Origin of the sequence: Streptomyces sp. NPDC088810, from assembly GCF_044750305.1 — a bacterium.
In the GTDB taxonomy this organism is placed as follows: domain Bacteria; phylum Actinomycetota; class Actinomycetes; order Streptomycetales; family Streptomycetaceae; genus Streptomyces.
Window position 1 is genome coordinate 115,354 of the sequence record NZ_JBIVJQ010000016.1, and the last position, 23,760, is coordinate 139,113.

The window sequence follows — 23,760 nt, forward strand, 5'->3', positions numbered from 1 at the left end:
GCTGGTGCTGCTTGCCGTCCTCGACACACCCTGTTTTCACGTTGTATACAGTGCGCGGTGCGTGGCGTAGGTAAAAATGTCATCACCGCTGAGAATCCCGACAACCGTCTCGCAGTGATCGCGATACTGTCGCTCCTGTTCGGCGTCGAGCGTGAGGACGGTCACCGGCCCTAGTGGTGCTACACGGCGAATGGCTGCCAGCAGTTCTGGGGGAGATGGCAGACGAAGGACTTGCAGGACGCGACGAAAGATGGCCGGCGTGCGGTTCACCGGTGCGGGGAGCGCGGCGTGTTCGGCGGCAGCACGCGGGCACCGGCGGCACGGACCAGTGGAGCTACACGACGTACACCCGCTCGAACTGCGCCCTGACGACATCTTCAGCCGCTTCCACACCGGCCGCGGTCTGTTCTGGGCCCGGACGGACAAGGGCGTTCTGTCGTTCCTCCCGCAGAGGAACGCCCTGGGCTACGAGATCGGGTACAACGGCGGCGGCCCGCACGCCCTGGCCGCCTACCTCACCCAGGTCGCCACCACCGACGGGCACCACACGACCGCCGGCGCCCAGTACGAGGATGCGCACGCGGCGATCCTCGCGTGGACGCAGAGCAAGGCGGCGGACCGTGGCACGAACGAGCTGTGGCTCAGCGACCTCCAGGCCATGATGGCGAGCTGACCGCCGACAGCTGACCGCGCCGGCGCCCACGGACCAGATGTCCGTGGGCGCCGGCGCTTCGCATCCTCGAGGGCACCGGAGCCCTCGTGCCCGTCTCATGGGACGACGGGCGAAGCGCCTGGAGCGCCTGTCGGGACGGGCGTCGCGCGAGCGCCCCCGCAGGCGACGCAGCAGGCGAAGGTGCAGGGGAGCGAACCCACCGAAGCACGGAGGCCCTATGGTCCACCCGACCCCGCCGCACCTCTCGCCGGAGCAGCGTGAGCGCCTGGAGCAGCTCGCCGACGCGGCCGGGCTGCGCACGGCGCTGTACCCGTCACCGAAGCCGCCGCCGGTCCGGCGCCGCTCCGGCAGTTCCCCGGCGGCCGGCCGAACCCGTGGCGCTCCGTGCGGGGCCGCCGCTGGGGATGAGTCCTACGGCCACCGAATTCTTGAAACGTCGTCACAAACGTTCATGATCACGGTGGCCGTACCCGTACCCTCATCCGGCCCCTGCAGGCAGCTGACCAGCACAGACACCGAAACTACAGCTGCCGTGTCAGTGCTCGGAGATACTAAGCAGGGTCTCCAAGAAGTCATAGATCACCGTCGAGTGGTTGATCTGGATGAACCAGCGGGCTCCTTCTTCGATGTGCCAGCCAGCGGCGCGCAGGCGGGCGGCGAAGGGCTGGTCGAGGGAAAGGGGGGAGGCCGCGTTGAACATGACGGTGGCGCCGTGCGTCCAGTCTGCTCCCGGTGCCGAGTGCAGGGTGTGCGGGTGGGTTAGGTCCTGGTCGGTCAGATGACAGGCGATGATCGTCACGCCCTGGGCTGAGATGCTGGCCAGGGCCTGGGAAGGGTCCCCATCGGTGGACTGCCCGTCGCTGACGAGCACGAAGGTGGCAGGCGCTTTCGCCGGTCGGTTGGCGAGTTCGGCCTCGAACCGGCTAGCGATGCGCTCCATGGCCTGACGCATGGGGGTGCTGCCGTACACGAATTCCTCGATGCCAATGCCTCGATGGCTCGAGGCGTCGAGTCGGCGCAGCCGGGTAAGCACCTCCTCCACGGGCAGGGTGGTGTCGATCGCGTCGGCGGCCTCGAGCACAGTGGCCGCCACAGTGCGCCGTATCTCCTGGAGGGTCTGGGCCGGGGATACGTCCGGGTCCGGCGGGGTCGCGAGACGTTCCAAGAGGGTGCGTGCCTGTCGCAGGTTGGATCGGACGCTCATCAACTCGCCCCTGTTGGAGTGCGCCATGCGCGCGGTGACCAGGGGATGCTCGACATAGGCGGTGCCAAGGTGCTTGCCCTGCTGGCTGTCGCGCACGCTCTGGACGGCCAAGTTGATCTCCCTCTGCGATGCGCGCGGCACCAGTTGTGCGAGTTTCTCTGCGAGCCAGGGCTCGGCACGGAGGCGTAGGACGAGTCTCTTGATCTGCTCAGGCTCGGGGAGGAGTTCGCGGGCCAGTAACTCCCAGCCACCTCGGCCGTGCCGGTTCGCGATCTGTGCCAGCTCGTTGTCCCAGTCGGTGACCTCGGGTTCGCGGGCCAGCGCCGGCGCCGCAGACTCCGGAGAAGGGAAGGAGGCTGACTGATCGGAATCGGCGGTAGCCGCTGCAGCCGGTGCCTCGTCGTCGCAGCCCTGTACGGTGGCGAGTACGGATAGCAGGTCGCAGACGACGGGGAACGTTTCATGCGACGCATTGCCGCCACCGAACGCGTGGAAGATCGCCTTGAAGACATCAATGACACTGCGCACCAATGCAGCTCCGCTGCCATCGTCTGGCACTCGCAATCCAAATGCGTACGCGAACACGTCCATGGACGTCGACATGCCGGACGGGTAGGCGGCGTCGAGGGCCGTGAGTCCGCGCGTCCGGAGGCGCGCGACGAGGTCCTGCAGAGCGCCGACCCCCGTCGTCTGCTGCGCATCGCTGTTTTCGATGCTCTCTCTCATGGATGCAGACACGTCGAAAGCGAGACCGAGCAAACCGGACAGTGGAAGCTTCTCGGGTGATCCGCCTGTCATAGACTTCCTTTGCGTCCTGTTGCGGCGCCCATCCTGACGGCGTTCTGTGCGAATCGGCTCAGTCGCAACACACAGGGGAGGCCATGAACGAGTCACGGCGATCGACGACTGAGCCATCGGTCGAGCACCCTTTGGTTCTGGGGCTGTTGATCGATGTCTCGGCTTCCATGCGTACTCTCATCGTGGGACCGGGCGCGGGGCCGGGTCAACAACGCATCGAGAGCGTAAGGTCGTCGATCGACCAGCTGATCGAACGAGCCGCCGCGTACTGTACGACGGAGGCCGGGACGGCGATCGCTTCACGCATCAGCCTATTCGCCTACGGATTCGGCTTCGGGAACCCGCTGTCGTACCTGACAGGGTGGAAGGGGCCGGCGGTGCAGGACCTGCTTGCCCTGCCGAAGGCATCCGAACCGTTGATCGGTATCGACCGGCTGGCCCGCGACTGGCGGTCCCACCAGGCGCACATCACCTCTCTGGGGCGACACATGTTCGGCGCCACCCCCATGCTGGAGGCATTCCAGACCGCGCAGGAGCGACTGCGCGTGGCGCGGGAAATGAAGTCCGTCGCTGACCAGCCAATCCTGTTCGTCTTCTCCGACGGCGAGCCCACCGGCCCCGGCACCCCCGACGACATCGCCGCGACCGCGCAGGAACTGAAGGACACTGGTGTGTTGGTTGCGTGCTGCCTGCTGACCTCCACTCCGGTGGGCACCCGGCGGCGACTGCACGGCACCATCCAGCCCAACTGGCCTCCCGCGGCCCGCCTGATGTTCGCCTGCGCCTCGGTGCTGGAGGAGTCCTCGCCCTACGCGGACCATCTGCACGAGCACCGCTGGCAAACCGAACCCGGCAGCAGGCTTTTCACTGCCGTCACTAACTCTGAAGACCTCTCCAACTTCCTCGACCTCACCCTCAGCCGCCTGCGCCCCACTGAGGTCGCCACGCCCACACCGCACGGGACCGGTGTGCCACAGCATTCGACGACACAAATCACGATCCACGGCCCGGTCAACGCGATCCAGACCGCTCCCCAGGACCCCGCGACTTCCCTCACATCACCGGAGCGGCTGGCCCCCACCAGGGGCGGTCCGACCGAGAACGCCATCAGCGACGGCACCTTCTATGGCCCCGTGGTCCAAAGTGGCACCATCGGTCAGGTCTCGTTCCATCTCCCGGCAGCACCGAAAACCGACGAGGACGGCCATGGGGACCAATGATCCCCCCAGCGGGTCTTCGTGGTCAGGCCACCGCAGGACCGGCCGATGGCATGATGGGCCGGTTTGCCGGGCCCCGTTACCTTCTTCATGGCCTCCACCACATATGGAGGCCTTCGCCATGTTCAATCCCGGCCGCGTTAACAAACGCTCGTGATCAAATACACCTAGATCACCACGCGGAAGAACATCCCGCCGCTCACCGAGCTCGATACGTCCGCGGTGCTGCCTGTGTCCCGCCCGGTCACGTCGGTCAGCCCTGCGTGGGCGGAGGGGCTGTACCGTTGCCAGGCGCGGTGGGGGGCGGGCTGGGAAAGGTGATCTCGGAGAAGTCCCTGCCCATCAGCACCGGTCCCGAGAACGAACCGCCGCTGATCGTGCTGTTTACCTCGCCGTCACCGGTACGCACCCGCTTCGCCTGCTCGTGCCAGTCCTGGAGCCGCGTGGCGAAGTCATCGTCGACGACGGCGCGTACCGCCAGCGCTGTACTCAGCGCCTGCGCCCGAGCCGGGTCGGCCGGCGCCTCTTGCAGCCGGACCAACTCCGCCTCTCCTGAACTCGGCAGCGACGCCGGACTGCTGGGGGAGTCGTCCTGAGAACGCTGGAAGGGGCGCTGTACCAGAGCGCTTAGCCTCGTCCAGGCCTGTCGGCCTGCCTCACCACCGAAACCACCTGCCAACGCCGCCAACAGCGCCACCGAAACTGGATCCACTTGTCGCCCCCTGTACGCGCACCTTTACCAAGAGTGGACACACTACGAGTGCTCCTGGTTCCTCCGCAGGCTGGTTGCAATCGCCCGCGACGTAAGTTCATTGAGTTGCCGGACCGCATGCACGCTTGATCGGGTCGCGGGTGACGCGGCCCGCGGCGCGCAGAGGACGCCTCTGCGCGCCGCCGTTCCCAAGGGATGGCGCGTGGCGCGCGACGGCCGCCAGGAGTCGGCTCTACGCTCCACGCGTGGGACAGACCCCGGCACAGAAGGCCGCGAAGGCGGCACGCGGGCAGGAGCCGAAGAAGCGGCCCGGCAAGGCGCAGCGCGAGGCGATCAAGCGGGCGCAGGCAGCGAAGAAGAAGGCGGGCGGCGGGAAGCCGGCCGCGAAGAAGACGGCGTCGAAGAAGGCGGTGCCGCTACCGCGCGGCTCGGTACGCGCCGCGTACCCCGGCACCTGCCCGGCCTGCTTCAAGGACTGCGCCAAGGGCGAGGTCATCACGAGGGTGACCGACGGCTGGGGACACCCCGGCTGCGCGCCCCGGCAGATGTCCGCAGCCGAGCGGGAGTTCCCCGGAACAAGGCCCGGATCGAGAGCGGCGAGACGTTCCGCGGCCAGAAGCCCTCGGACTGCCGGCGCGGAGCCTCGCCGTCCAGTACCCGTCCCGCCCGCTGAACTCCGCCCGAACGTGTGGCGTCGGCCACAGACAAACCAATCCTGCAAGGGATGGTCAAGGCGATAACGGACGCCTGCCGGGTCTGGCCGTCAGACCGCGGACAAGGAGTCCTTCCTCAGGTGGCCCCGGCCCGTGCGCACATCCGCGCGCGGGCCGGACGACCACCGACCCGGCCAGACCGTGCCCGCCCCCGACCGACCCACCCTTTCCCGCCGCCCCGCGGCCGCGATCCTGGAGTCCCACCCCGCACGCCGTCGCCGCCCGGCCCGACCGCGCCCGTCGCGTCGGCTGCTGGGCAAGCCCCCGTGAGGCCCTGCCGCCGGCGTTTGCGTTCCCACTGTCGAAGCCACTTCCGTGCCCGGCAGCCGCACACCCGGTGGTTCCCCTTGTCACACGGGTTTTCGGGCCCGCGCCGAATCGTCACAACCCTCTTCTCTCCTCTCGTCCTTGAGTTGGTTGTCGGTGGTGGGGGAGATCATCGGGTCCGGGGGCCCAGTCCCCTCCACGGCCGGGGGCCGGCGACTGGCCGCTGGCCGGTCGCGGACGACGGGAGGGCGAGCCTGATGGCGGGCAAGGGCAAGGAGAACGAGGCGGGATCGAGCAACGACCTGCGCGCGGATGTGCTGCGCGTCCTCGGGGTGCTCAAGGTCGCCACCGCCGACCAGATACAGCGGCTGTCCTCGCCGCACCTGACCTACCGGCACACCCTCAAGCCGACGGCGGCCAAGCAGAAGGAAGCCCGGACCGCCTCCCACCGGGCTACGGTGAACGACCTTCGGCGCCACGGCCTGGCCGTCGACGGCGGCCGCACGCGGGGAGGGGAGGAGACCCGGCTGCTCACGAAGGACGGTCTGGCCGCCGCCGCGATCGACCTGGACCGCGAGATAGAGGAGATGGGCGGCATGCCCAAGAGCGCGGGCCGCTCCGGCGCCTCGCACCCGATGACGGTGAACGAGACGGTCATCGCGCTGATCCGCCCGAAGCCGAACCTGAACAAGGTCATGCGGGAGCCGGCCGAAGCGGTCGCGGCCGCGCGGGTGGCTTTGTTCACGAGTTGCGTCGTCAGTTGTTCACGGGTTTGGGAGGCACCCAGATCCACGGTCGGGTGATGTTCACGAGTTTTGAAGTCACTGGGGTCCTTGCCACGGGAGCATTGAGGTGCTCCTGGTGAAAGGCCCTGGTCATGCCGCAGATGTCGAAGGTCGAGCTGTACGCCGCGATCCGGCGCGACCACCGCGGCGGCATGACGATGCGGGACATCGAGCGCAAGTACAACGTGCCGTGGCGGACGGTCCGCAAGGCGGTGGACTCGGTCTGGCCGGAGCCGCGGAAGAAGCTGCCGCCACGCCCGACCGCGCTGGACCCGTTCAAGCCGGTGATCGACGAGATCCTGCGGGCGGACCTGGATGCGCCGCGCAAGCAGCGGCACACGGTCACGCGGATCTTCCACCGCCTCGTCGAGGAGCACGGCGCCGATGTCTCCTATCAGATGGTCCGGCGCTACGTCGCGGACCGGAAGCCGAAGATCCTGGTGGAGTCGGGTAAGGCCCCGATCGAAGCGTTCGTGCCGCAGACCCACCAGCCCGGCATGGAGGCCGAAGCCGACTTCGGTGACATCAGCGTGCGCCTCGCCGGCGAGTTGGTGACCTGCTATCTGTTCTCCTTCCGGCTGTCGTATTCGGGCAAGGCCGTCCACCGTGTGTTCGCCTCCTGTGGTCAGGAAGCCTTCTTCGAAGGGCATGTGCACGCCCTGCAGACGCTGGGCGGTGTTCCCCGCAGCAAGGTCCGCTACGACAACCTGAAGGCCGCCGTCGCTCGGGTGCTCGGACTGAGCCGGGCGAGGGTGGAGACCCGTGGATCGCCTTCAAGTCGCACTTCGCGATCGAGAGCTTCTACTGCCGGCCTGGCATCGACGGCGCCCACGAGAAAGGTGGAGGCGAGGGCCAGATCGGGTACTTCCGCCGCAACCACTTCACCCCGGTGCCCGAGGTCGAGTCGCTGGCCGAGCTGAACGAGTTGGTCGAGCAGTGGGATCGGCATGACGGCCGACGCAGGATCGGGTCCAGGCCGCGGACGATCGATGAGTACTTCGAGGTCGAACGGCCGCTGCTGATACCGCTGCCGGGGGAGCCGTTCGAGACCGGGCGGGTGTTCACACCGCGGGTCGACCGCTACAGCCAGATCGCAGTCCGCACCAACCGCTACTCGGTGCCAGTGAGGCTCATCGGCAAGCGGGTCAGGGTGATCCTGCACGCGTCTCACCTGGTGGTTTACGACAAGAACGTGGAAGTGGCCCGCCATGAGCGGCTGATCGCCAAGGGCAGCTGCCGCCTGGAACTGGACCACTACCTCGAAGCCCTGATCCGCAAGCCAGGTGCTTTCCCCGGCGCAACCGCACTCGAACAAGGCCGGCTCCGCTGGCAAGTTCACCCCTGCCCACGATGCCTGGTGGGCCGCAGCGGTCAGGGCACACGGCGACACTGAGGGCACCCGGGCCTTGATCGAGGTGCCTTTGATGGCCCGGCACATCCCGCACGAACACCTGGTCGCCGGGCTCGCGACTGCGTTGCGGGCCGGGGCCCTGACCGCGGACGCGGTCGCCTTGGAGGCCTGCAAGGTCGCCCCGACCGAGAACGAACCCGCTCCTGCCGCTCCGTCTGCGCTGGCCGCTGAGCAGCCGTCGGCCACCGTGACGTTCCTGCACGAGTGGAAGCTGAACCACCTGCCGCCCGACACCAGGCCACTGCCCTCGGTGACGCACTACGACCAGTTGCTCCGACGTCGTCGCGCCAGCGGCGGTGACCACCGAGAGGGAGAAGCACAGTGACTCTGCCCCGCCAGCGAGGATTGACCGAGCAGGCCGCCACCACCGCCATCGACACCGCCTGCCGTCTGCTGCGGCTGCCGTCGATCCGCAACGAGTTCGCCGACATCGCCGACCGGGCCGCCAAGGAGCAGCTGACCTACCGCGGCTTCCTCGCCGAACTGCTGATGGCGGAGTGCGACGACCGGGCCCGCCGCCGCTCAGAGAGGCGGATCAAGGCCGCCGGGTTCCCGCGGGAGAAGTCACTGCGGACCTTCGACTCCAACCCCAACATCGACGCGGCCACGATCAACACGCTCGCCAGCTGCGAATGGATCAAGAAAGGGCAGCCCCTCTGCCTGATCGGCGACTCCGGCACAGGCAAGTCCCACATGCTCATCGCCCTCGGCACCGAGGCCGCCATGAAGGGCTACTGCGTCCGCTACACGCTCGCCACGAAGCTGGTGAACGAACTGGTCGAGGCCGTCGACGAGAAGCAGCTCAACAAGACCATCGCCCGCTACGGCCGCGTCGACCTTTTGTGCATCGACGAACTCGGATACATGGAACTTGACCGGCACGGCGCCGAGCTGCTGTTTTAGGTTCTGACCGAGCGGGAGGAGAAGAACAGCGTCGCCATCGCCTCCAACGAGTCGTTCGGTGGCTGGACGAAGACGTTCACCGATCCCCGCCTCTGCGCGGCCATCGTCGACCGCCTGACGTTCAACGGCACCATCATCGAGACCGGCACCGACTCCTACCGGCTGGCCATCACCCGAGCCCGCGCCGAGCAGGTCGAAGCCGGCTGACTGACGTCTCCATGCTGGTCCGCTGCCCGTTGCGGCGGGCCAGCCAAGCTCACGGCCCCGTTCATTCAAGGAGTGCGAACGACGCCCGCTCTTGCCACTTCGCACCGTCATGCACCATGAGCTCAACTGACGAGACGCGCGCGGTGAAGGGGAGTCTGCCGAGCAGCTCGGCCTCAATCTCATCCAGAACTGCATCGTCCTGACCGTCAGCGACGGTCAGGTGGGGCACAATCTCGGCGAACTGGCCCCCATAGGGCGGGGCCTCGGGCCACCGATCAGCGATCACCTCAGTGAGCCGCCGCAACTGAGTGCCTGGCTCAGGAGCGAGATACAGCACCCCCGGAAACCGCCCACAGCTCTCAAACCGCAGGTCAAAGGCATGATGACTGCCGAGCGTGTCAGCGAGAGCCGAGCAGACACGCGCATCTATTCGGCTCTCGTCGAGGAACGGGAAAAGCACCGTTATATGCGCTGGCACGCCTGCTTGGGCTGACGGATCGAACCGCTCACGCCATGCGCGGACGGCCGGCTCCGCATCCGGGATCCTGACGATGAGTCCCGTCTGGCCTGCCTGAAACCTACTTGTGCTGTCATCTGCCATGACACGGCATGCTGCCACCTCAGAGCCGACGGCAGCACTCATTATGCGTCCATGATCACGACCGAAACGCCGCACGGGACAAGCGGGGAAGCCGACGGCGCCGGAACTGCCGTCATTTCCAGTGAACATCCAGAGGGCCGACGATCACCAAGCGCCGCCGGAACCCGAGAACAAACGCTGTCGGTTGGAGTGAACGAAGCCAGCCGCGGCCGACACCTGAACAGGACGCTGTGATCGAGGCCAAACGGTCCGGCGCCCACCTGGCGCTCCAGGCCGGCGCCGGGACGGGGAAGACCACGGTGCTGGTCATGGCCGCCCGCTCCGACAGCCGCCGCGGGATGTACCTCGCCTACAACCGGCCCGTCGTTGACGACGCTGCCCGCAAATTCCCGAGCAACGTTCCCTGCCTCACCGGCCACGGACTGGTCATGCGCACCACGGGCCGCCAGTACTCAGCCCGTCTCAACACCCCACGCGAACCCAGCTGGAGAATCGGCGAACGGCTCGGCATCCCACCCACAATGCAGGTCCGCCTCGGACCACGGCTGCTCACCCACAAGACCATCTCCTACAGCGTCCTGCAGACGGTCAAGCGGTTCTGCCACTCCGCCGACGACGAGATCCACTACCGGCACGTACCGACACTAAAGGCCTGCCCGACGACTACCGGCCCGACCTCGCGCGGATCGTGCTGCCCTACGCCCGACGAGCCTGGAAGGACCTGCGAAACCCCGAGCGCGGCGCCGTACGCTTCGAACCCGACCACTACCTCAAGATCTGGGCGCTCACCAAGCCCACCATCCCCGCCGACTTCCTCCTCCTGGACGAGGCCCAGGACACCAACCCCGTCCTGGAACAGGTCACCCTGGCCCAGCGCTCCCACGCCCAGCTCATCACGGTGGGTGACTCGGCCCAGGCCATCTACGGATGGCGCGGCGCCCGGGACGTCATGACGGGCTTCGACGGAACCCAGCTGCACCTGACCCAGTCGTTCCGCTTCGGTCCGGCCCTGGCCACCGAGGCCAACCGCTGGCTGGCCATCGTGGAATCGCCCCTGCGCCTGAAAGACAGCCCCGCCATCGACACCAGCGTCGGACCGGTCGACAACCCCGACGCAGTCCTGTGCCGCTCCAACGCCGGCGCCATCCGTGAAGTCCTCGCCCTGCTGGCCGACGGCAGACGCGTCGCCATGGTGGGCGGCGGCGAGGCACTGGAAAAACTCGCCCGCGCGGCCGGCGAACTGAAGGCCGGACGCCGTACCGGCCACCCCGAACTGGTGCTCTTCACCACCTGGGACGAACTGTACGAGTACGCCACCACCGACCCCTCCGGCACCGACCTGCTCCCCCTTGTTGAGATCATCGAAGACCACGGTGTCGACGTCGTCCTGCAGGCGGTCCGCAGCCTCTACCCCGACCACGACGCAGAAGTGGTGATCTCCACCGCCCACAAGTCCAAGGGCCGAGAATGGCCCGCAGTACGAATCGCCGCCGACTTCGAGCTGCGCCCCGGCAACAAGGCGCCCGAGACCGAATCGGACGAGGGCGGTGACCCGTTGCCGGACATTGACCTCGGCGAGGCACGTCTCGCCTATGTCACCCGGGCCCGTCAGCGCCTCGATCTGGGCGGACTGTCCTGGATCAACAACTTCCCGCAGTTGGCCGTCCAGGCTGGGGATCACCTTGGCCCGGCGCCGGTGCACTCCTCGCCCTGGGACCGGCTGGGCCCATCCCATGACCGAGGTCTCCCCAGGAATCCCTGAGCCGTCTGAACTGGACGAAGAAGGTCACCGTCGCTGCGTGAGTGGGGGCGCCGGCCGGTCGCACGCGCCGACGCTCACCGTCCGGCGCGGCCGGACCGGAGCACGATCTCACGGAACGACGCGACCACGGGCCGCAGGTCAACCCGGTGCCATGTCGCCCACAGGTGCACGCACCTGTCGTGCCAGGGCAGTTCGCGCACGGCGACGGTGTCCGACATGCCGCGGACCATGCTCTTCTGCACGAGCGCGAGTCCGAGCCCGGAGGCGACCAGCCCGAGCGCGGTCAGCGGCTCGGCGGCCTCCATGCGGATGTCCGGGGTGAATCCGGACGCGGCGCACGAAGCGACGAAGGCGTCGCGCCAGGCCTCGTCCTGGGTGTTCTCCACGGCGATCCACGGCAGGCCGTCGAGGTCCTCGGGCGACAGCTCTTCCCGGTCGGCGAGCGGGTGCCGTGCGGGCAGCGCGAGCAGCAGGGGGTCCTCCAGCAAGGGCGAGGCCAGCAGGTCCGGATCGTCTGCCGGCGGGGGCTCCTGAACGAGCGCGATGTCGAGGCTGCGCTGCCGCAGCCCCTCGAACTGCTCGGCGGGCGGCAGGCTGTACAGGGCGACGTGGATCGCGGGTCGCTCCTCGTGCAGGGCGCGCAGGGCGCCGGGCAGGACGCCGGTGTGCATGGCGTCGGCGATGTAGCCGATGCACAGGCCGCCCTCCTCTCCCCGGCCGAGCCGGCGCCCCAGGTTCTCCAGGCGGTCGGCGTGCCGCAGCAGCGCCTGGGCCTCGGCCAGGAAGACCCGCCCGTCCGACGTCAGCCGGATCCTCTGCCCGCCACGCTCGAAGAGCGTGAGTCCCAGGTTCTTCTCCAGCTGGGCGATCTGCCGGCTGAGCGGTGACTGGGAGATGTGCAGCCGCTCGGCGGCCCGGCCGACGTGTTCGGTCTCGGCGACCGCCACGAAGTAGTGGAGCTGGCGTAGATCAAGCATGAAGACCTCGGAGGACTCAAGTGTGTCCAAGCAAGTCTTGGACAGTCTCAAGTCTCCGATCCTAGCCTCGAACCCGTCGGCACGACCGATCGCCCGCAAGGGCCTTCTCGTCGTCGTACGCCGCACTTTCCGCACGCACCAACAGAAGGATCTTCACTCATGTCCATCGCCTCCCTCCTGCCCGGCGCCCTCGGCTTCGGCACCGCACCGCTGGGCAACATGTTCCGGGCCATCCCCGACGAGGAGGCCGCCGCCACCGTCGAGGCGGCCTGGGAGCACGGCATCCGCTACTTCGACACCGCCCCCTTCTACGGCGCGGGGCTGGCCGAGCTCAGGCTGGGCGAGGTCCTCGCCGGTCACCCCCGGGACGAGTTCGTCCTGAGCACGAAGGTCGGCCGCGTCATCCTCGACGAGGAGGAGGACCCCTCCGCCCGTGACCTGGGCGAGAAGGGCGGACTGTTCGAACACGGCCGCCCTAACAAGATCGTCAACGACTACACAGCGGACGCCACGCACCGTTCCGTCGAGGACAGCCTGAAGCGGCTGCGCACGGACCGGCTGGACATCGTGTGGGTGCACGACGTCGCGCAGGACTTCCACGGCGACGAGTGGCTGGCGGTCTACGAGACGGCCCGCACCGGCGCCTTCCGCGTCCTGCAGAAGCTCCGGGACGAGGGCGTCATCAAGGGCTGGGGCCTGGGCGTGAACCGGGTCGAGCCCCTCGAGCTGACCCTCGACCTCGACGAGCCCAAGCCGGACGCGTTCCTGCTCGCCGGCCGCTACACCCTCCTCGACCACGAGCGCGCCCTGCAGCGGCTGCTGCCGGCCGCCGCCGCGCAGAACGTCGACATCGTGGTCGGCGGGCCGTACAGCTCCGGCGTCCTCGCCGGCGGGCAGCACTTCGAGTACCAGCAGGCGCCGCCCGCGGTCGTCGCCAAGGTCGAGCGGATCAAGGCGCTCGCCGCACAGCACGGCATCGGCATCAAGGCGGCGGCACTGCAGTTCTCCCTCGCCCACCCGGCCACCGCGGCGGTCATCCCCGGAGCCACCCGGCCGAGCCGCGTCGCCGAGGACGTCGCCGCGCTCGGCGAGACGGTCCCTGCGGCCTTCTGGAGCGCGCTGCGCCAGGAAGGCCTGATCGCCGAGAACGCCCCCGTACCCACCGCCTGACCACCCGCACCTCCAGGAGACGACCATGGCCCACACCACCGCATCCCTCGACATCACGGCCGAGCCCGACCGGGTGTGGCAGCTCATCGGCGGCTTCGGCTCACTGCCGGACTGGCTGCCGTACATTGCGGAGAGCAAGCTCAGCGAGGGCGGCCGCGTCCGCAGCCTCACCAATGAGGAGGGCTCGGTGATCGTCGAACGCCTCGAAGCGTTCGACGACGACGCGCGCACCTACAGCTACTCCATCCTCCAAGCGCCCTTCCCCGTCACCGGCTACCGCTCCACCTTGACCGTGCACGAGGTCCCCGGCTCCCGTACGTCCCGTGTGGAGTGGTCCGGCACCTTCACCCCGGCCGGCGTCAGCGACGAGGAGGCGATCGCCCTCTTCCACGGCATCTACACCGAGGGGCTGGCGGCGCTCGGCCAGGCGTTCGACGCCTGAGGCGTGCGGGGCGGCGCCCCGTTCGGGCCGTGCCGACCGGCTGCGGCCGATGTACCTGGGGAAGCCCCGGACTCCGGTCCGGGGCTTCCCCACGAGGCGGGCTCACCGTGGCGCGCCTCCGGCCCTCGCGTCGCGGCGCCCCCCCCCCCCCCCGCGACTGCCGGACGCCCGCGCGTGACGACGTCCCGGACGCGACCGGTGCCTGGCTCGGGCCGCGCGGCCCGCGGGAAGGCGCCGTATCGCTGGGCGGGACGGACGGGCTATCCGACGGCGACAACCCACCGCAGGTCCTACACAGGCCGCATGAGACGCAACCGAGAAAAGACCGCACCCCAGGATCTGCCGGACGACCTGTGGCACGCCCTTTCCCAGCTCCACCACACCCACCCCATCCCCGTGGGCCGCGTCGGGCCGCTCGCCCGCCCGGTCGCATTGCTGTCCTTCGCCACAGCCACCGACACCGTTCTCACGGCCCGCGTGCAGCTGTCCGGCGCGGAGACGATGCACGAACTGAAACGAGACGCTCCGCTCGATCACCGGGGGCATGCACGCCCACTTCACCGGCCCCGGCACCGCGCTGGAGGTCGCTCTCGGCAGACGGCAGGAGCTCCCGATCCACGAGGCCTACACTGCGGGCCTCACCCGGCTCGTCCGCCACGCTGCTGGCACCATCGGTGCCCGCAGCACGCCGGGAGGCGGCCGGTGCTTCCACTGCGACGGGACTGGGCTCGCCCGACCCTTGTGGGAGCCGGCTGCCGGGCACGCGTGAGCGGCACGCAAGAAGAACGCCGCGCCCCAGGCCGCCTTCTGGACGGCGTGGGACGCGGGCGGGCGCAAGAATCTCGGAGGCTTACGCCGGTACGGCTGCCGGATCCGGGCACAGCGCGGCGAGCGGGGAGCGTCGGCCCTTCTCCGCGGTGCGCAGCTTAGGAACACTTCGAGTGTCTCAGGGGTTCTGCTGTCTCAGCGAAGCGTGGCGCTGGTGGCGGTTCGTTCTTGCCGCTGTAGGACCGTTGTGTCAATGCGTCGGGCCAGTCCGGTCGCCTTGCCCATCAGCCATTCGAGCGGCCCCCGCTGGAAGAAGCGGGATCTGAAGGTGGCAAGCAGGGTGATGGACGCGATGAAGCCGAGCAGGATGTACAGCGGCGCGACGGTTAGTGCTTCGGTGTCCAGGAGCGAGGCGTGAGCGAATAGGGCGGTTGGCCGTCAGGGCCCGCCGGCCGACCGTCGCGGCGCTGTTCCGCCGGTCGGCGGGGTGGCCCCGGCCGGTCGGTGGGGGCGTTGCCGAAACCTGTCGGGTGGTCCGCCTTCTGACGGCACCGAAAGATCCTGCGCATGACACAGATAAAGCCGCCGCAGGAGATATCGGCTCCGCAGGAGAACTCGCCTCCACCGCCGCGAACCTCGTCCGAGTCCGCCGGGCAGGTCTCGGGCGGCCCTTCGCTGGGACGCCTGGTCGGGGTGGATCTGGCCCGCGCGCTGGCGGTGTTCGGCATGTACATCGTGCACATCGCCCCGATGACGTCAGTTCCTGGCCGAGGGGCGCTCGACGGCCCGGTCCCGCATCCCGGTCAGACAGGCGATGACAATGAAGCACCCCTTGCCCAGCTGGCGCATCAGGAAGCCTGTTTCGGCGTGATCGACAGCCTCTCGACAGCGGCGCAGTGACGGTGAGGGCCGGCTCGTCCCGGCTTCGAGCCACCGAAGTCCGAGGCCGCTGCCCGCAGATCGGCGACGCTCTGGTCAACGGCGCCCTGCAGCGCGCCCCGCGTCCAGAACCACAACTCCGAGGACCGGGGGGCGCCCCTCGGTCCTCGGAGTTGTGCTTCTGGACGGCTGAGGACGGCCTCGGGGACGTCCCGTTCGGCATTGCTCCAGACGGCGAACGCCAGAGCCACGACAAACGCCGACAGAAACCGCCAAGGTCGCCGGTGGCGGCGGCCGCACACCCCCAACACAGCCATCTGACCGCCGCCGGGCCGAGCCCTGCCCGTTTGGGGCGGTGATCCCGGGAGCAGTCACTTCCTTGTACGGACCTCCCGGGCTGCCCGCCCGCGGCTCAGCGGACGCGGTTCGCCAGTTGGGTGGCGTTGTTGAGGAGGTACTCCAGCGGGCCGCGGCGGAAGAAGCGGGACCAGATTGCCGCGAACAGAGTGGCCCCGACGACGAAGCAGAGCAACAGCTCAAAGGAGGCGGACTGCGGTGGGGTGACCGCCTCGCCGGGCAGGGCGAGAATCACCAGGATGTGGCTCACGTAGAGGGTCAGGGACATGGTGCCGACGGCGATGACCGGCGCCGCCAGCCGGCGCAGCCACGGCAGTCGGTCCATCGCCACCGTCGCGCACAGGAGCACGGTGATCGCGACTCCCAGGCAGCCGACGAGGTCGAACGTGGAAGCGCTGTGCGGCTCGGCCGCCAGCAATCCCCACGCGTCCGGGCCCCACAGCCCACCACCGACCGGCAGGTCGAAGGATCCCTCTGCCATGCCGGGATCCTTCAGGACGTCGAAGTCCTTCATCTCAGGCATCCCGCCCATGATCTTCTCCGCGCCGCCGGTCAACCGGAGCGCCAGCCACGAGACGCCGTATCCGAACGCGATCAGCGCGGGACCGACCACGGCCAGCCGCCGCTGCACCGCGCCGGAGGTCAGGTCCAGCCGCCCCAGCGCCATGCCGGTGACCACGAACGTCATCCAGGTGATGGCCGGGAAGAAGCCGGTGAGCAGGAAGTCGAGCACGCCCACACCGGAGATTCGCGCGATCGAGTCGTACGAGTCGATGGTGTTCACGATCGACTGGCTGAGCAGCGCCCGCAGGCAGTACGCCAACTGCGGCGTGACGACCGCGAGCGCGACCGCGATGGTCGCGAGCGTCCTGGCTCTCAGTCGCACCAAGGGCAGGGCCAGCAGGAAGAACACCGCGTAGAAGTTGATGATTACGGCGCCGCCGAAGTCGGTCATCGCCAGCGCGCTGCCCACCACCAGCAGGATCACGGCCCGGATCACGATCCTGACCTTCGCCTGTCGGCCGGCCAGTCCGGTCTTCGGCTCCAGGCGGCCGGCGATCAGCACCACGGAGAACCCGGCGACGGTGGCGAACAGCGCCGAGGCCCGGCCGCTCGCCAGCCAGACGAACCAGGTGCCAACGCCGTCGCCGGACGTGGGGAAGGGGTTGAAGGGGCCGGTGTGCACGGCGAACATGCCGAACACCGCCAGTGCACGGGCGAGGTCCACTCCGACCAGCCGCGCCGTCGACGAAGGGCGTTCCGTCGCCGTGGCGGACTCGGGTGAGCGTAAGGGCTGGACAGGCGCCTTCTTGGCGCTTTCGATGTCGGTCACCGGGACAACCTCGCCGAGGCGCGGACGGTCGACCATCCGCCGAACTTCAGGAGGTGTCCCGCCGGTCGGCCGACCGACCCCCTCCGGTTGGCAGGGGTCGATCTTGGCCATACACGAACGACTGTGGTCGTCGAGCAGGTCGCCGGGATGCCGCGGGTCAGCAGGCTCACCACGACCAGAAGAACACGTCTTACGGGATGTGTCGGGCCAGTCCGGTCGCCCTGCCCATCAGCCATTCCAGCGGCCCGCGCTGGAAGAAGCGGGACCAGAGGGTGGCGAGAACGGTGATGGACGCGATGAAGCCGAGCAGGATGTACAGGGGCGGGACGGTCGCTTCCTCGGTGTCCAGGAGCCAGATGGCGACGATGTGGTAGACGTACGCCGTCAGGGACATCGAGCCGACCGCGATGACGGGCGTGGCCAGGCGGCGCAGCCGGGGGAAGGCGTCCATGGCGGCCAGGCAGGCGGTGATCACCAGGATCGCCACACCGGTGTTGCCCACGATGGACAGGGTCGCCTCGCTGTGGGGGGAGGCGACCAGCATCCCGGCGGGGGTGTCGCCGAAGACGCCCTCGCTGCCGGGCGAGGCGGACGACATGGACGACATACCCGGTGCCCCTGCGGTTTCCCGGACGGCTGCGGCCGCACCGGGCACGAGACGCAGCGCCAGCCAGGAGCCGCCATAGCCCGTGACGGCGAGGGCGACGCCGGCGAGGGCGAGACGTATCCGGACAGCCGTGGCGGCCAAGTCGAGGCGGGCGGCGGCCATACCGGCGATGACGAACGGGACCCAGGTCAAGGCCGGATAGCCACCGGTGAAGAGTAGCGAGACGACACCGTCGGCCTGGCCGACGGTGGGGAACGAGCGGCCGCCGACCACCGGCTTCAGCAGGTACAGCAGCTGCGGGCCCACCAGAGCCCATGCTGCGGCGATCAGCGCCAGCGGTTTGGCGCTCAGCCGGTGCAGCGGCAGCACGAGCAGGAAGAACAGTCCGTAGAAGGCGAGGATCGGCACGACCGGGGTGCCGGTCATGGTCAGGACGGTGCCGAGGGCCAGCAGGATCACGGCTCGGATGACGACCTTGGCTACGGCCTGGCGGCCGGCCAAGCCGGTCTTCGGTGTGCGGCGCCCGGTGATGAGGGCGACCGCGAAGCCTGCCAGGACGGCGAACAGGGCGGAGGAGCGGCCTTGCGCCAGCTCCATCAGAAAGCCGATGACACCGCCCTGATCCGGCGCGGGGCCGACATGGACCGCGTACATGCCGAAGACGGCCAGGCCGCGGGCCAGGTCCAGCCCGATCAGCCGGCCCACCCCGGGCCCACCGGTCGAGGGCTCACCACGCTCACGGTCAGGGGGCGCGGCGTCGGCCGGGAGCAGCACGGAGTCTGGGTGATGGGTCATTGACCCTCAGGCTGAAGACCGGGCCGATCATGGACTACCCGGCAGAAGGCTGCCGTGCCACCCCGCCGTGTGGCTGGAGCTGCCGCTCGCCGGGCCGCGGGGGCTCCGCGGAGCTTTAGGGTCGAGGCGGCATGGGCCGAACGGCACGAACGAACTTGGGGCGGAGCGCGCGTGATACGGGTAGTGGTGGTCGACGACGAGGCACTGGTCCGCTCGGGCTTCGAACTCATCCTGGGCGCGTCCGAAGACATCGAGGTCGTCGCGACCGCGAGCGGCGGCGAAGCCGTCGAGACGGTCCGCCGGGAGCGGCCCGACGTGGTTCTGCTGGACATACGTATGCCGGACGTCGACGGGCTCACCGTCCTGCGCGAGCTGCGGACGACGCCGGACGCCCCGGTGGTGGCGATGCTGACCACGTTCGACGCCGACGAATACATCCTGACCGCGCTGCACTCCGGCGCGGCCGGTTTCCTCCTCAAGGACACCGAACCGGAGCAACTCGCCCACCTGGTGCGCACCCTGGCCGCGGGCGGTGTGGTGCTCTCCCCCAAGGCGTCGCGGACACTGCTGCACAGCCACCCCCGCGCCGGGGCGGCCGTCGACGAGGACGCGGCCCGGGTCCGGCTGCTCACCGCACGTGAACGCGATGTCCTCGTCCTGGTGGCGGAGGGGCTGTCGAACGCCGACATCGGGGCGCGCATCCACCTGGGTGCCGGAACGGTCAAGGACCACGTCAGCGCAATCCTCACCAAGTTCCGGGTGTCGAGCCGGGTGCAGGCCGCGCTGCTGGTCCAGCGGGCCGGACTGCTCGACGGGCACGCGCAGGAGGCAGGCCGATGAGCCGCGCACGCGCCATCTTGCAGCGGCTTCCCACGCCGGTCACCGACCTCGCCCTGGTGGCGGTGGCGGCCGTGGATGTATGGCTCAACATGTGGGAGCACACGCCCCTCGAGCTCGCGCTGGCCGCTATCGGCTGCACCGCGCTTGCCTTCAGGCGCCGCTTCCCGCTCGGCGTGTTCCTGCTGACCCTGCCCGTCGCGCTGATGCAGGATGTCGCCGTTGCTGTGCTCGCGGCACTGTTCACCCTGGCCGAACGCTCCCGAAATCGTCGTCTCCTTGCAGTGTGCGTCGCCCTGTCCGCCGTCGCGAGCAGTACTCCGTGGCCCCTGGCCGAGGTCGACCGGACCATGACACTGGTCTTCTTCGTGTACGGCCTGGCGACCGCCGCGGCCCCGGTCCTCTTCGGCCAGCTTCTCCAGGCGCAACGGGACCTGGCGCGGCGGCTGGCCGAGATCGAGGAGGCCAGGGAGCATGAGCGGGCCCTGCATGCCCAGGCAGTGCTCGCCCGCGAACGCGCCCAACTGGCCCGCGAGATGCACGACGTGGTCTCCCACCAGGTCAGCCTGATCGCCGTACGGGCCGGGGCGCTTCAGGTCGCCACCAAGGACGCGGACGCCAAGGAAGCCGCCCGCACGATCCGTTCGCTGAGCGTCACCACGCTCGACGAACTGCGCACCATGGTCACGCTGCTGCGCGCCTCCGGCGGCAACGCCACCGAGCTGACGCCTCAGCCCACCCTGGCCGACCTGCGCAAACTGGTGGAATCAGGCGGCCCTCACGTGGAGTTGTCGGGCGAGCTGCCGCCCACCGCGGGCACACCCGCGCAACGGGCCCTCTACCGCACGGTCCAGGAAGCCCTGACCAACGTCCGCAAGCACGCCCCCGGCGCCAGAGCGCGCGTCGAGCTGTGGCAGGCCGGCGACGGCATCGGAGTGACCATCACCAACACCCCGCCCACCCGGCCTTCGCTGTCCCTGCCCGGTTCGCAGCAGGGCTTGGTCGGTCTGCGGGAACGGGCCGACATTCTGCACGGCACTCTGGAGGCGGGCCCGACCGCGGAGGGCGGCTACCGGGTGCGGCTGCGCATTCCCCTCAGCGCGGACTGACCGACCAGGCGGCGGGCGGCGCAGCCGCCGCCCGGCCGCCTGCCACGGCACGCCACCTCATGCTGTGCCGTGGTGGTGACTGGATGAGCCCATCGGTCACGTCCAGACCTCATGCCGCGAATCGAAGTTCCGCTCGTCCGCCGCCCGGCGGCGGGATGTGTCCTGTCGCGGGCCCCTTCAGAACGGTGTTGAGCCCTCGGTCCGTGGGCTGATCCGCGTGGATCTCGTACGCTCGCCGACGCCCCGGCCCGGCGTCAGCGCCTGACGGAGGCCGGACAGGGGCCGGACAGGGGCCGATACGCGGCCGACGACATCGACCCCGCCCCCCTCAGCGGCATCCGCGACATCGCCTCGTCACTTCAGCAGGGTGCTGAGCACGGCGACGGCCATTCCCATAAGCGCCTCGATACAGCCGATCCTGACGGCTCGTCCCCACGTCCGGCCCGCGGCCCGGGCGGCGAGCAGGCCCCAGCCGAGCAGCAGGACGGTGTTGATTCCGAAGGCGACGTACTCGATGCCTGTGGAGCGCCACCAGCCAAGGCCCGCCCCCCACAGCACCAGCGTGGTGGGCAACGCTGCCACTACCAGCGGCCATTCGGCGAGCACGGCACGCACCACACCCCGTACGCCGGGATGGCCCTGCGCGTCGCGGTGGGCGATCTGGTGGGCGTAGCCATGGGCCAGGGCCGAGGCGAGGGCGGTGAACAGGACCCATAGGGCGTCGTCCATGCGTGCCGCTCGACTCGTCTCGCCGAACTGGGTGAGCGCGGCGACGGCCGAACTCGACACCAGGAGCCCGTACACGCCGCCGAACAGCGCGGTCGGCTGGGCCAGCCAGTCCCACACCGCACCTCTGCAACGGATGGTGGACTCGGTGCGCATACGGGGCCTTTCACGGTCTTGGTTTGCGTGGGTGTCGGTGCTTGGGGGTGTCCGGCCGGGAACGCGGCAGTGGACGACCGGACACCCTGCGTGTGGTGCGTCATCGCGCGGGAGCCAGGAACTGGGTGGCCGTCAGTTGCGCGTACAGATAGTTGCGCGTACAGATGGTCCTGGGCCACCAGTTCGGCGTGGGTGCCCACCGACCGGACCCGGCCGGCGTCCATGACGACGATCCGGTCGGCGCCCGTCACCGTCGACAGGCGGTGGGCCACCACCAGCACGGTGGTCTCGCGGGCCACCTCCGCGACGACGTCCCGAAGCGCCAGCTCGTTGACGGCATCGAGCTGCGAGGTCGCCTCGTCCAACAACAGCAGGCGTGGCCTGCGCAACAGGGCGCGGGCGATGGCGACGCGCTGCCGCTCACCGCCTGACAGCTTCGAGCCGCGGTGTCCGACCGGGGTGTCCAGGCCGTGGGGCAGGCGCTCGACGAGGGTGTCGAGCTTCGTGCGGGCCAGGACGTCGCGGATGTCGTCGTCCGTCGCGCCGGGCGCCGCGAAGACGAGGTTCTCGCGGAGCATGTCGGCCAGCACCGGGGCGTCCTGCTCCACGTACCCGATGGCGGACCGTAGCTCGGACAGGGACCAGTCCCGTACGTCCTTGCCGTCGACCAGGACCCGGCCGCCGGTGGTCTCGTGGAACCGCTCGAGGAGTGCGAACACCGTCGACTTGCCCGCACCGGAGGGGCCCACGAAGGCCGTCATCCCGGTGCCCGGTACCTCGAAACTCACCTGCTGATGGACGTACGGCTGGCCAGGTCGGAAGCGGAAGGACACGTCCTCGAAGCGGACCGACGCCGGACCCGGGACCGGTGCCCCCTGCCTGGGCAGGGCGCCCGTCCGACGGTCGGCCGACTCCGTCGACAGGCGTTCCACCTGCGCGATCCGGGACAGCGCGGCCGCCCCCTCCTGATACGAGGACCCGGCGTCGACCAGCCTGGACACCGGCTCGATCAGGTAGAAGAGGTACAGCAGGAAGGCGATGAGGGTGGACACGGGGATCTCCCCGGACGCCACCCGCGCCCCGCCGACCGCGAGCACCGCGAGGAAGGCCAGCTGGACGGCGAGTTCGTCCGCCGAGCCCGCCACGGCCTCCCACTTCGCGCTCTTCACGCCGTGCCGCCACGCCCGCCGTGCCGCCGCCTCCACCCGGGCGGTCTCCCGCTCCTCGGCGCCGGACGCCTTGACCGTACGGAACGCCCCGAAGGCCCGCTCCAGCACGGTGGAGATCTCTCCGACCGCCTCCTGGGAGCGCTGGGTGGCCTGCGCGATCCTGGGCATGACCAGGGCGACGGCCCCGCCGACCAGCACGACCACCAGGAGCGTTACACCCAGCAGTACGACGTCCAGGTACGCCATCATCACGATGGCCGCCACGAAGGCCACCACGCCGGTGGCGGCGGAGACGACCGCCTGGGTGCTGACCGCCCGCAGCAGCGTGGTGTCCGAGGTGACCCGGGACATCAGATCGCCCGGCGGGGTCCGCTCCCACTCCGCGATCCGCAGCCGCAGCAGCCGCCCCACGAGGGTGCGCCGCGCAGCCAGGACCACCGACTCCGCCGTCCGCTCCAGCACGTACGCGCCGAACGCCTCGACCGCCGTACCCACCAGCACCAGCACGGTGAGCGCGATCAGGATCCCGGCGATGGTCTCTCCGGCGGCGAGCCGGTCCACCAGTGCCTTCGTGGCCAGCGGCTGCAGCAGTCCCCCGGCGGCCCCGACCAAGGCGCACAGCAGATCGAGGGCGACGGCCCACCGGTGCGGCCGGACGTACGAGCCCAGTGCCTTGAGCGTCTCTCGGGCGGACGGGGACGTCTCATCCGTCATCGGGGCGTATGCGGTGTTCACGAAATTCCCTTCTTCTTTGTGTGCCGGGGCGTGAGCATGTGCCGGGTCAGTGGCCGAGTCCGGTGGTGCGCATGGCGAGGTGGCGCACCAACGCTTCGGTCACCTCCGGGCGGACGACGCACAGGACGAAGGCGCCCGCCGCCAGCGCCATACCGAGGAACTCCAGAAACTCGCCCCTGCCAGGGACGGCGTCACGGCCCGGTACGTCGGCCGATGTTCCGCGGAAGCCCTCGCGCTCGTCGTGTCGCGCGCTGTGTCATGCCTCCAGCCTGGAAGCCCGCCCACCCCGCTCCCATCCGGCAACTGTCGGGGCCACCTCCGCCGAGTGGCTGAAGAAAGACCGCCGTCCGGTCGCACCGGACCGGCCGGGCACCGAGGTTCCACCGGTCGGCAGGGCGCTCCCCCCCGATCGGCGGGGGCGTTACCGAAGACTGCCGGATGGTCAGC

General features: G+C 69.4%; 19 protein-coding genes and 3 pseudogenes. 13 read left to right on the top strand and 9 right to left on the bottom strand.

The genetic code is table 11. From position 1 onward, the window contains the following. The first annotated feature begins 328 nt into the window (after positions 1-328). Entirely contained in the window at positions 329-673 is a 345-nt protein-coding gene (locus tag ACIP4Y_RS35725; RefSeq protein ID WP_401400484.1) for a hypothetical protein, read from the top strand. A gap of 535 nt (positions 674-1,208) precedes the next feature. On the opposite strand, the gene ACIP4Y_RS35730 is transcribed toward ACIP4Y_RS35725, so the two are convergent. Further along, positions 1,209-2,603 (bottom strand): VWA domain-containing protein, encoded by a 1,395-nt coding sequence (locus tag ACIP4Y_RS35730; RefSeq protein WP_401400487.1) that lies wholly within the window; start codon positions 2,601-2,603, stop codon positions 1,209-1,211. A 155-nt stretch (positions 2,604-2,758) separates the two neighbouring features. Between ACIP4Y_RS35730 and ACIP4Y_RS35735 the strand changes: the two genes are divergently transcribed. Further along, positions 2,759-3,895: a vWA domain-containing protein gene (locus ACIP4Y_RS35735; RefSeq protein WP_401400489.1), complete on the top strand. Its 1,137-nt coding sequence runs from the start codon at positions 2,759-2,761 to the stop codon at positions 3,893-3,895. A 250-nt stretch (positions 3,896-4,145) separates the two neighbouring features. Here the strand turns inward: ACIP4Y_RS35735 and ACIP4Y_RS35740 are convergent, their stop codons facing one another. Next, positions 4,146-4,433, bottom strand: coding sequence for a hypothetical protein (locus ACIP4Y_RS35740; RefSeq protein WP_401400491.1), 288 nt, complete (start codon positions 4,431-4,433; stop codon positions 4,146-4,148). A gap of 403 nt (positions 4,434-4,836) precedes the next feature. Next, positions 4,837-5,100 (bottom strand): hypothetical protein, encoded by a 264-nt coding sequence (locus ACIP4Y_RS35745; RefSeq protein ID WP_401400494.1) that lies wholly within the window; start codon positions 5,098-5,100, stop codon positions 4,837-4,839. A 741-nt stretch (positions 5,101-5,841) separates the two neighbouring features. On the opposite strand from ACIP4Y_RS35745, the gene ACIP4Y_RS35750 reads away from it, so the two are divergent. The 5 genes and pseudogenes from ACIP4Y_RS35750 (at position 5,842) to istB (ending at position 8,890) form a co-directional block, all read left to right on the top strand. Next, positions 5,842-6,387, top strand: a complete 546-nt coding sequence (locus tag ACIP4Y_RS35750) for a hypothetical protein (RefSeq protein ID WP_401400497.1) — start codon at positions 5,842-5,844, stop codon at positions 6,385-6,387. 134 nt (positions 6,388-6,521) lie between these two features. Continuing rightward, positions 6,522-7,289 (top strand): hypothetical protein, encoded by a 768-nt coding sequence (locus tag ACIP4Y_RS35755; RefSeq protein WP_401400500.1) that lies wholly within the window; start codon positions 6,522-6,524, stop codon positions 7,287-7,289. Further along, on the top strand, positions 7,259-7,762 hold the full coding sequence (locus tag ACIP4Y_RS35760; protein WP_401400503.1) for a Mu transposase domain-containing protein: 504 nt from the start codon (positions 7,259-7,261) through the stop codon (positions 7,760-7,762). The genes ACIP4Y_RS35755 and ACIP4Y_RS35760 overlap by 31 nt, the downstream gene beginning before the upstream one ends. Positions 7,763-7,793: 31 nt before the next feature. Further along, complete coding sequence (locus ACIP4Y_RS35765; protein ID WP_401400506.1) at positions 7,794-8,105, top strand: hypothetical protein; 312 nt, start codon at positions 7,794-7,796, stop codon at positions 8,103-8,105. Continuing rightward, a pseudogene (istB, locus tag ACIP4Y_RS35770) lies at positions 8,102-8,890 on the top strand (IS21-like element helper ATPase IstB). The gene ACIP4Y_RS35765 and the pseudogene istB overlap by 4 nt, the downstream one beginning before the upstream one ends. Positions 8,891-8,951: 61 nt before the next feature. Here the strand turns inward: istB and ACIP4Y_RS35775 are convergent. Then, positions 8,952-9,491, bottom strand: coding sequence for a 2'-5' RNA ligase family protein (locus tag ACIP4Y_RS35775; protein ID WP_401400509.1), 540 nt, complete (start codon positions 9,489-9,491; stop codon positions 8,952-8,954). 230 nt (positions 9,492-9,721) lie between these two features. Between ACIP4Y_RS35775 and ACIP4Y_RS35780 the strand changes: the two are divergent. Continuing rightward, a pseudogene (locus ACIP4Y_RS35780) lies at positions 9,722-11,253 on the top strand (UvrD-helicase domain-containing protein). Between the two features lie 74 nt (positions 11,254-11,327). On the opposite strand, the gene ACIP4Y_RS35785 reads toward ACIP4Y_RS35780, so the two are convergent. Beyond that, positions 11,328-12,230 (bottom strand): LysR substrate-binding domain-containing protein, encoded by a 903-nt coding sequence (locus ACIP4Y_RS35785; protein ID WP_401400614.1) that lies wholly within the window; start codon positions 12,228-12,230, stop codon positions 11,328-11,330. A gap of 159 nt (positions 12,231-12,389) precedes the next feature. Between ACIP4Y_RS35785 and ACIP4Y_RS35790 the strand changes: the two genes are divergently transcribed. From ACIP4Y_RS35790 to ACIP4Y_RS35800, 3 genes and pseudogenes are all read left to right on the top strand, one after another. Beyond that, a complete protein-coding gene (locus ACIP4Y_RS35790; protein ID WP_401400512.1) occupies positions 12,390-13,400 on the top strand; it encodes an aldo/keto reductase in 1,011 nt (336 codons plus the stop codon). A gap of 25 nt (positions 13,401-13,425) precedes the next feature. Next, positions 13,426-13,842 (top strand): SRPBCC family protein, encoded by a 417-nt coding sequence (locus ACIP4Y_RS35795; protein WP_401400515.1) that lies wholly within the window; start codon positions 13,426-13,428, stop codon positions 13,840-13,842. Between the two features lie 1,335 nt (positions 13,843-15,177). Then, positions 15,178-15,369 (top strand): annotated as a pseudogene (locus ACIP4Y_RS35800) (hypothetical protein); the annotation flags it as partial. A 532-nt stretch (positions 15,370-15,901) separates the two neighbouring features. Here ACIP4Y_RS35800 and ACIP4Y_RS35805 read toward each other — a convergent pair. Both ACIP4Y_RS35805 and ACIP4Y_RS35810 read right to left on the bottom strand, forming a co-directional pair. Continuing rightward, positions 15,902-17,179 carry a DUF418 domain-containing protein gene (locus ACIP4Y_RS35805; RefSeq protein WP_401400518.1) on the bottom strand — a complete coding sequence of 426 codons (1,278 nt, stop codon included), beginning with the start codon at positions 17,177-17,179 and terminating at the stop codon, positions 15,902-15,904. A gap of 190 nt (positions 17,180-17,369) precedes the next feature. Continuing rightward, the gene (locus tag ACIP4Y_RS35810) at positions 17,370-18,581 is read right to left on the bottom strand and encodes a DUF418 domain-containing protein (protein ID WP_401400521.1); all 1,212 of its coding nucleotides are present in this window, start codon (positions 18,579-18,581) and stop codon (positions 17,370-17,372) included. Positions 18,582-18,764: 183 nt separating this feature from the next. Between ACIP4Y_RS35810 and ACIP4Y_RS35815 the strand changes: the two genes are divergently transcribed. Then, a complete protein-coding gene (locus ACIP4Y_RS35815) occupies positions 18,765-19,421 on the top strand; it encodes a response regulator (protein ID WP_401400617.1) in 657 nt (218 codons plus the stop codon). Continuing rightward, positions 19,418-20,527, top strand: a complete 1,110-nt coding sequence (locus ACIP4Y_RS35820) for a sensor histidine kinase (protein ID WP_401400524.1) — start codon at positions 19,418-19,420, stop codon at positions 20,525-20,527. Before ACIP4Y_RS35815 ends, ACIP4Y_RS35820 begins: the two co-directional genes overlap by 4 nt. A gap of 354 nt (positions 20,528-20,881) precedes the next feature. On the opposite strand, the gene ACIP4Y_RS35825 is transcribed toward ACIP4Y_RS35820, so the two are convergent. Both ACIP4Y_RS35825 and ACIP4Y_RS35830 read right to left on the bottom strand, forming a co-directional pair. Next, the gene (locus ACIP4Y_RS35825) at positions 20,882-21,100 is read right to left on the bottom strand and encodes a hypothetical protein (RefSeq protein WP_401400527.1); all 219 of its coding nucleotides are present in this window, start codon (positions 21,098-21,100) and stop codon (positions 20,882-20,884) included. 8 nt (positions 21,101-21,108) lie between these two features. Further along, positions 21,109-23,292, bottom strand: a complete 2,184-nt coding sequence (locus tag ACIP4Y_RS35830) for an ABC transporter ATP-binding protein (RefSeq protein WP_401400620.1) — start codon at positions 23,290-23,292, stop codon at positions 21,109-21,111. Positions 23,293-23,760 lie beyond the last annotated feature (468 nt).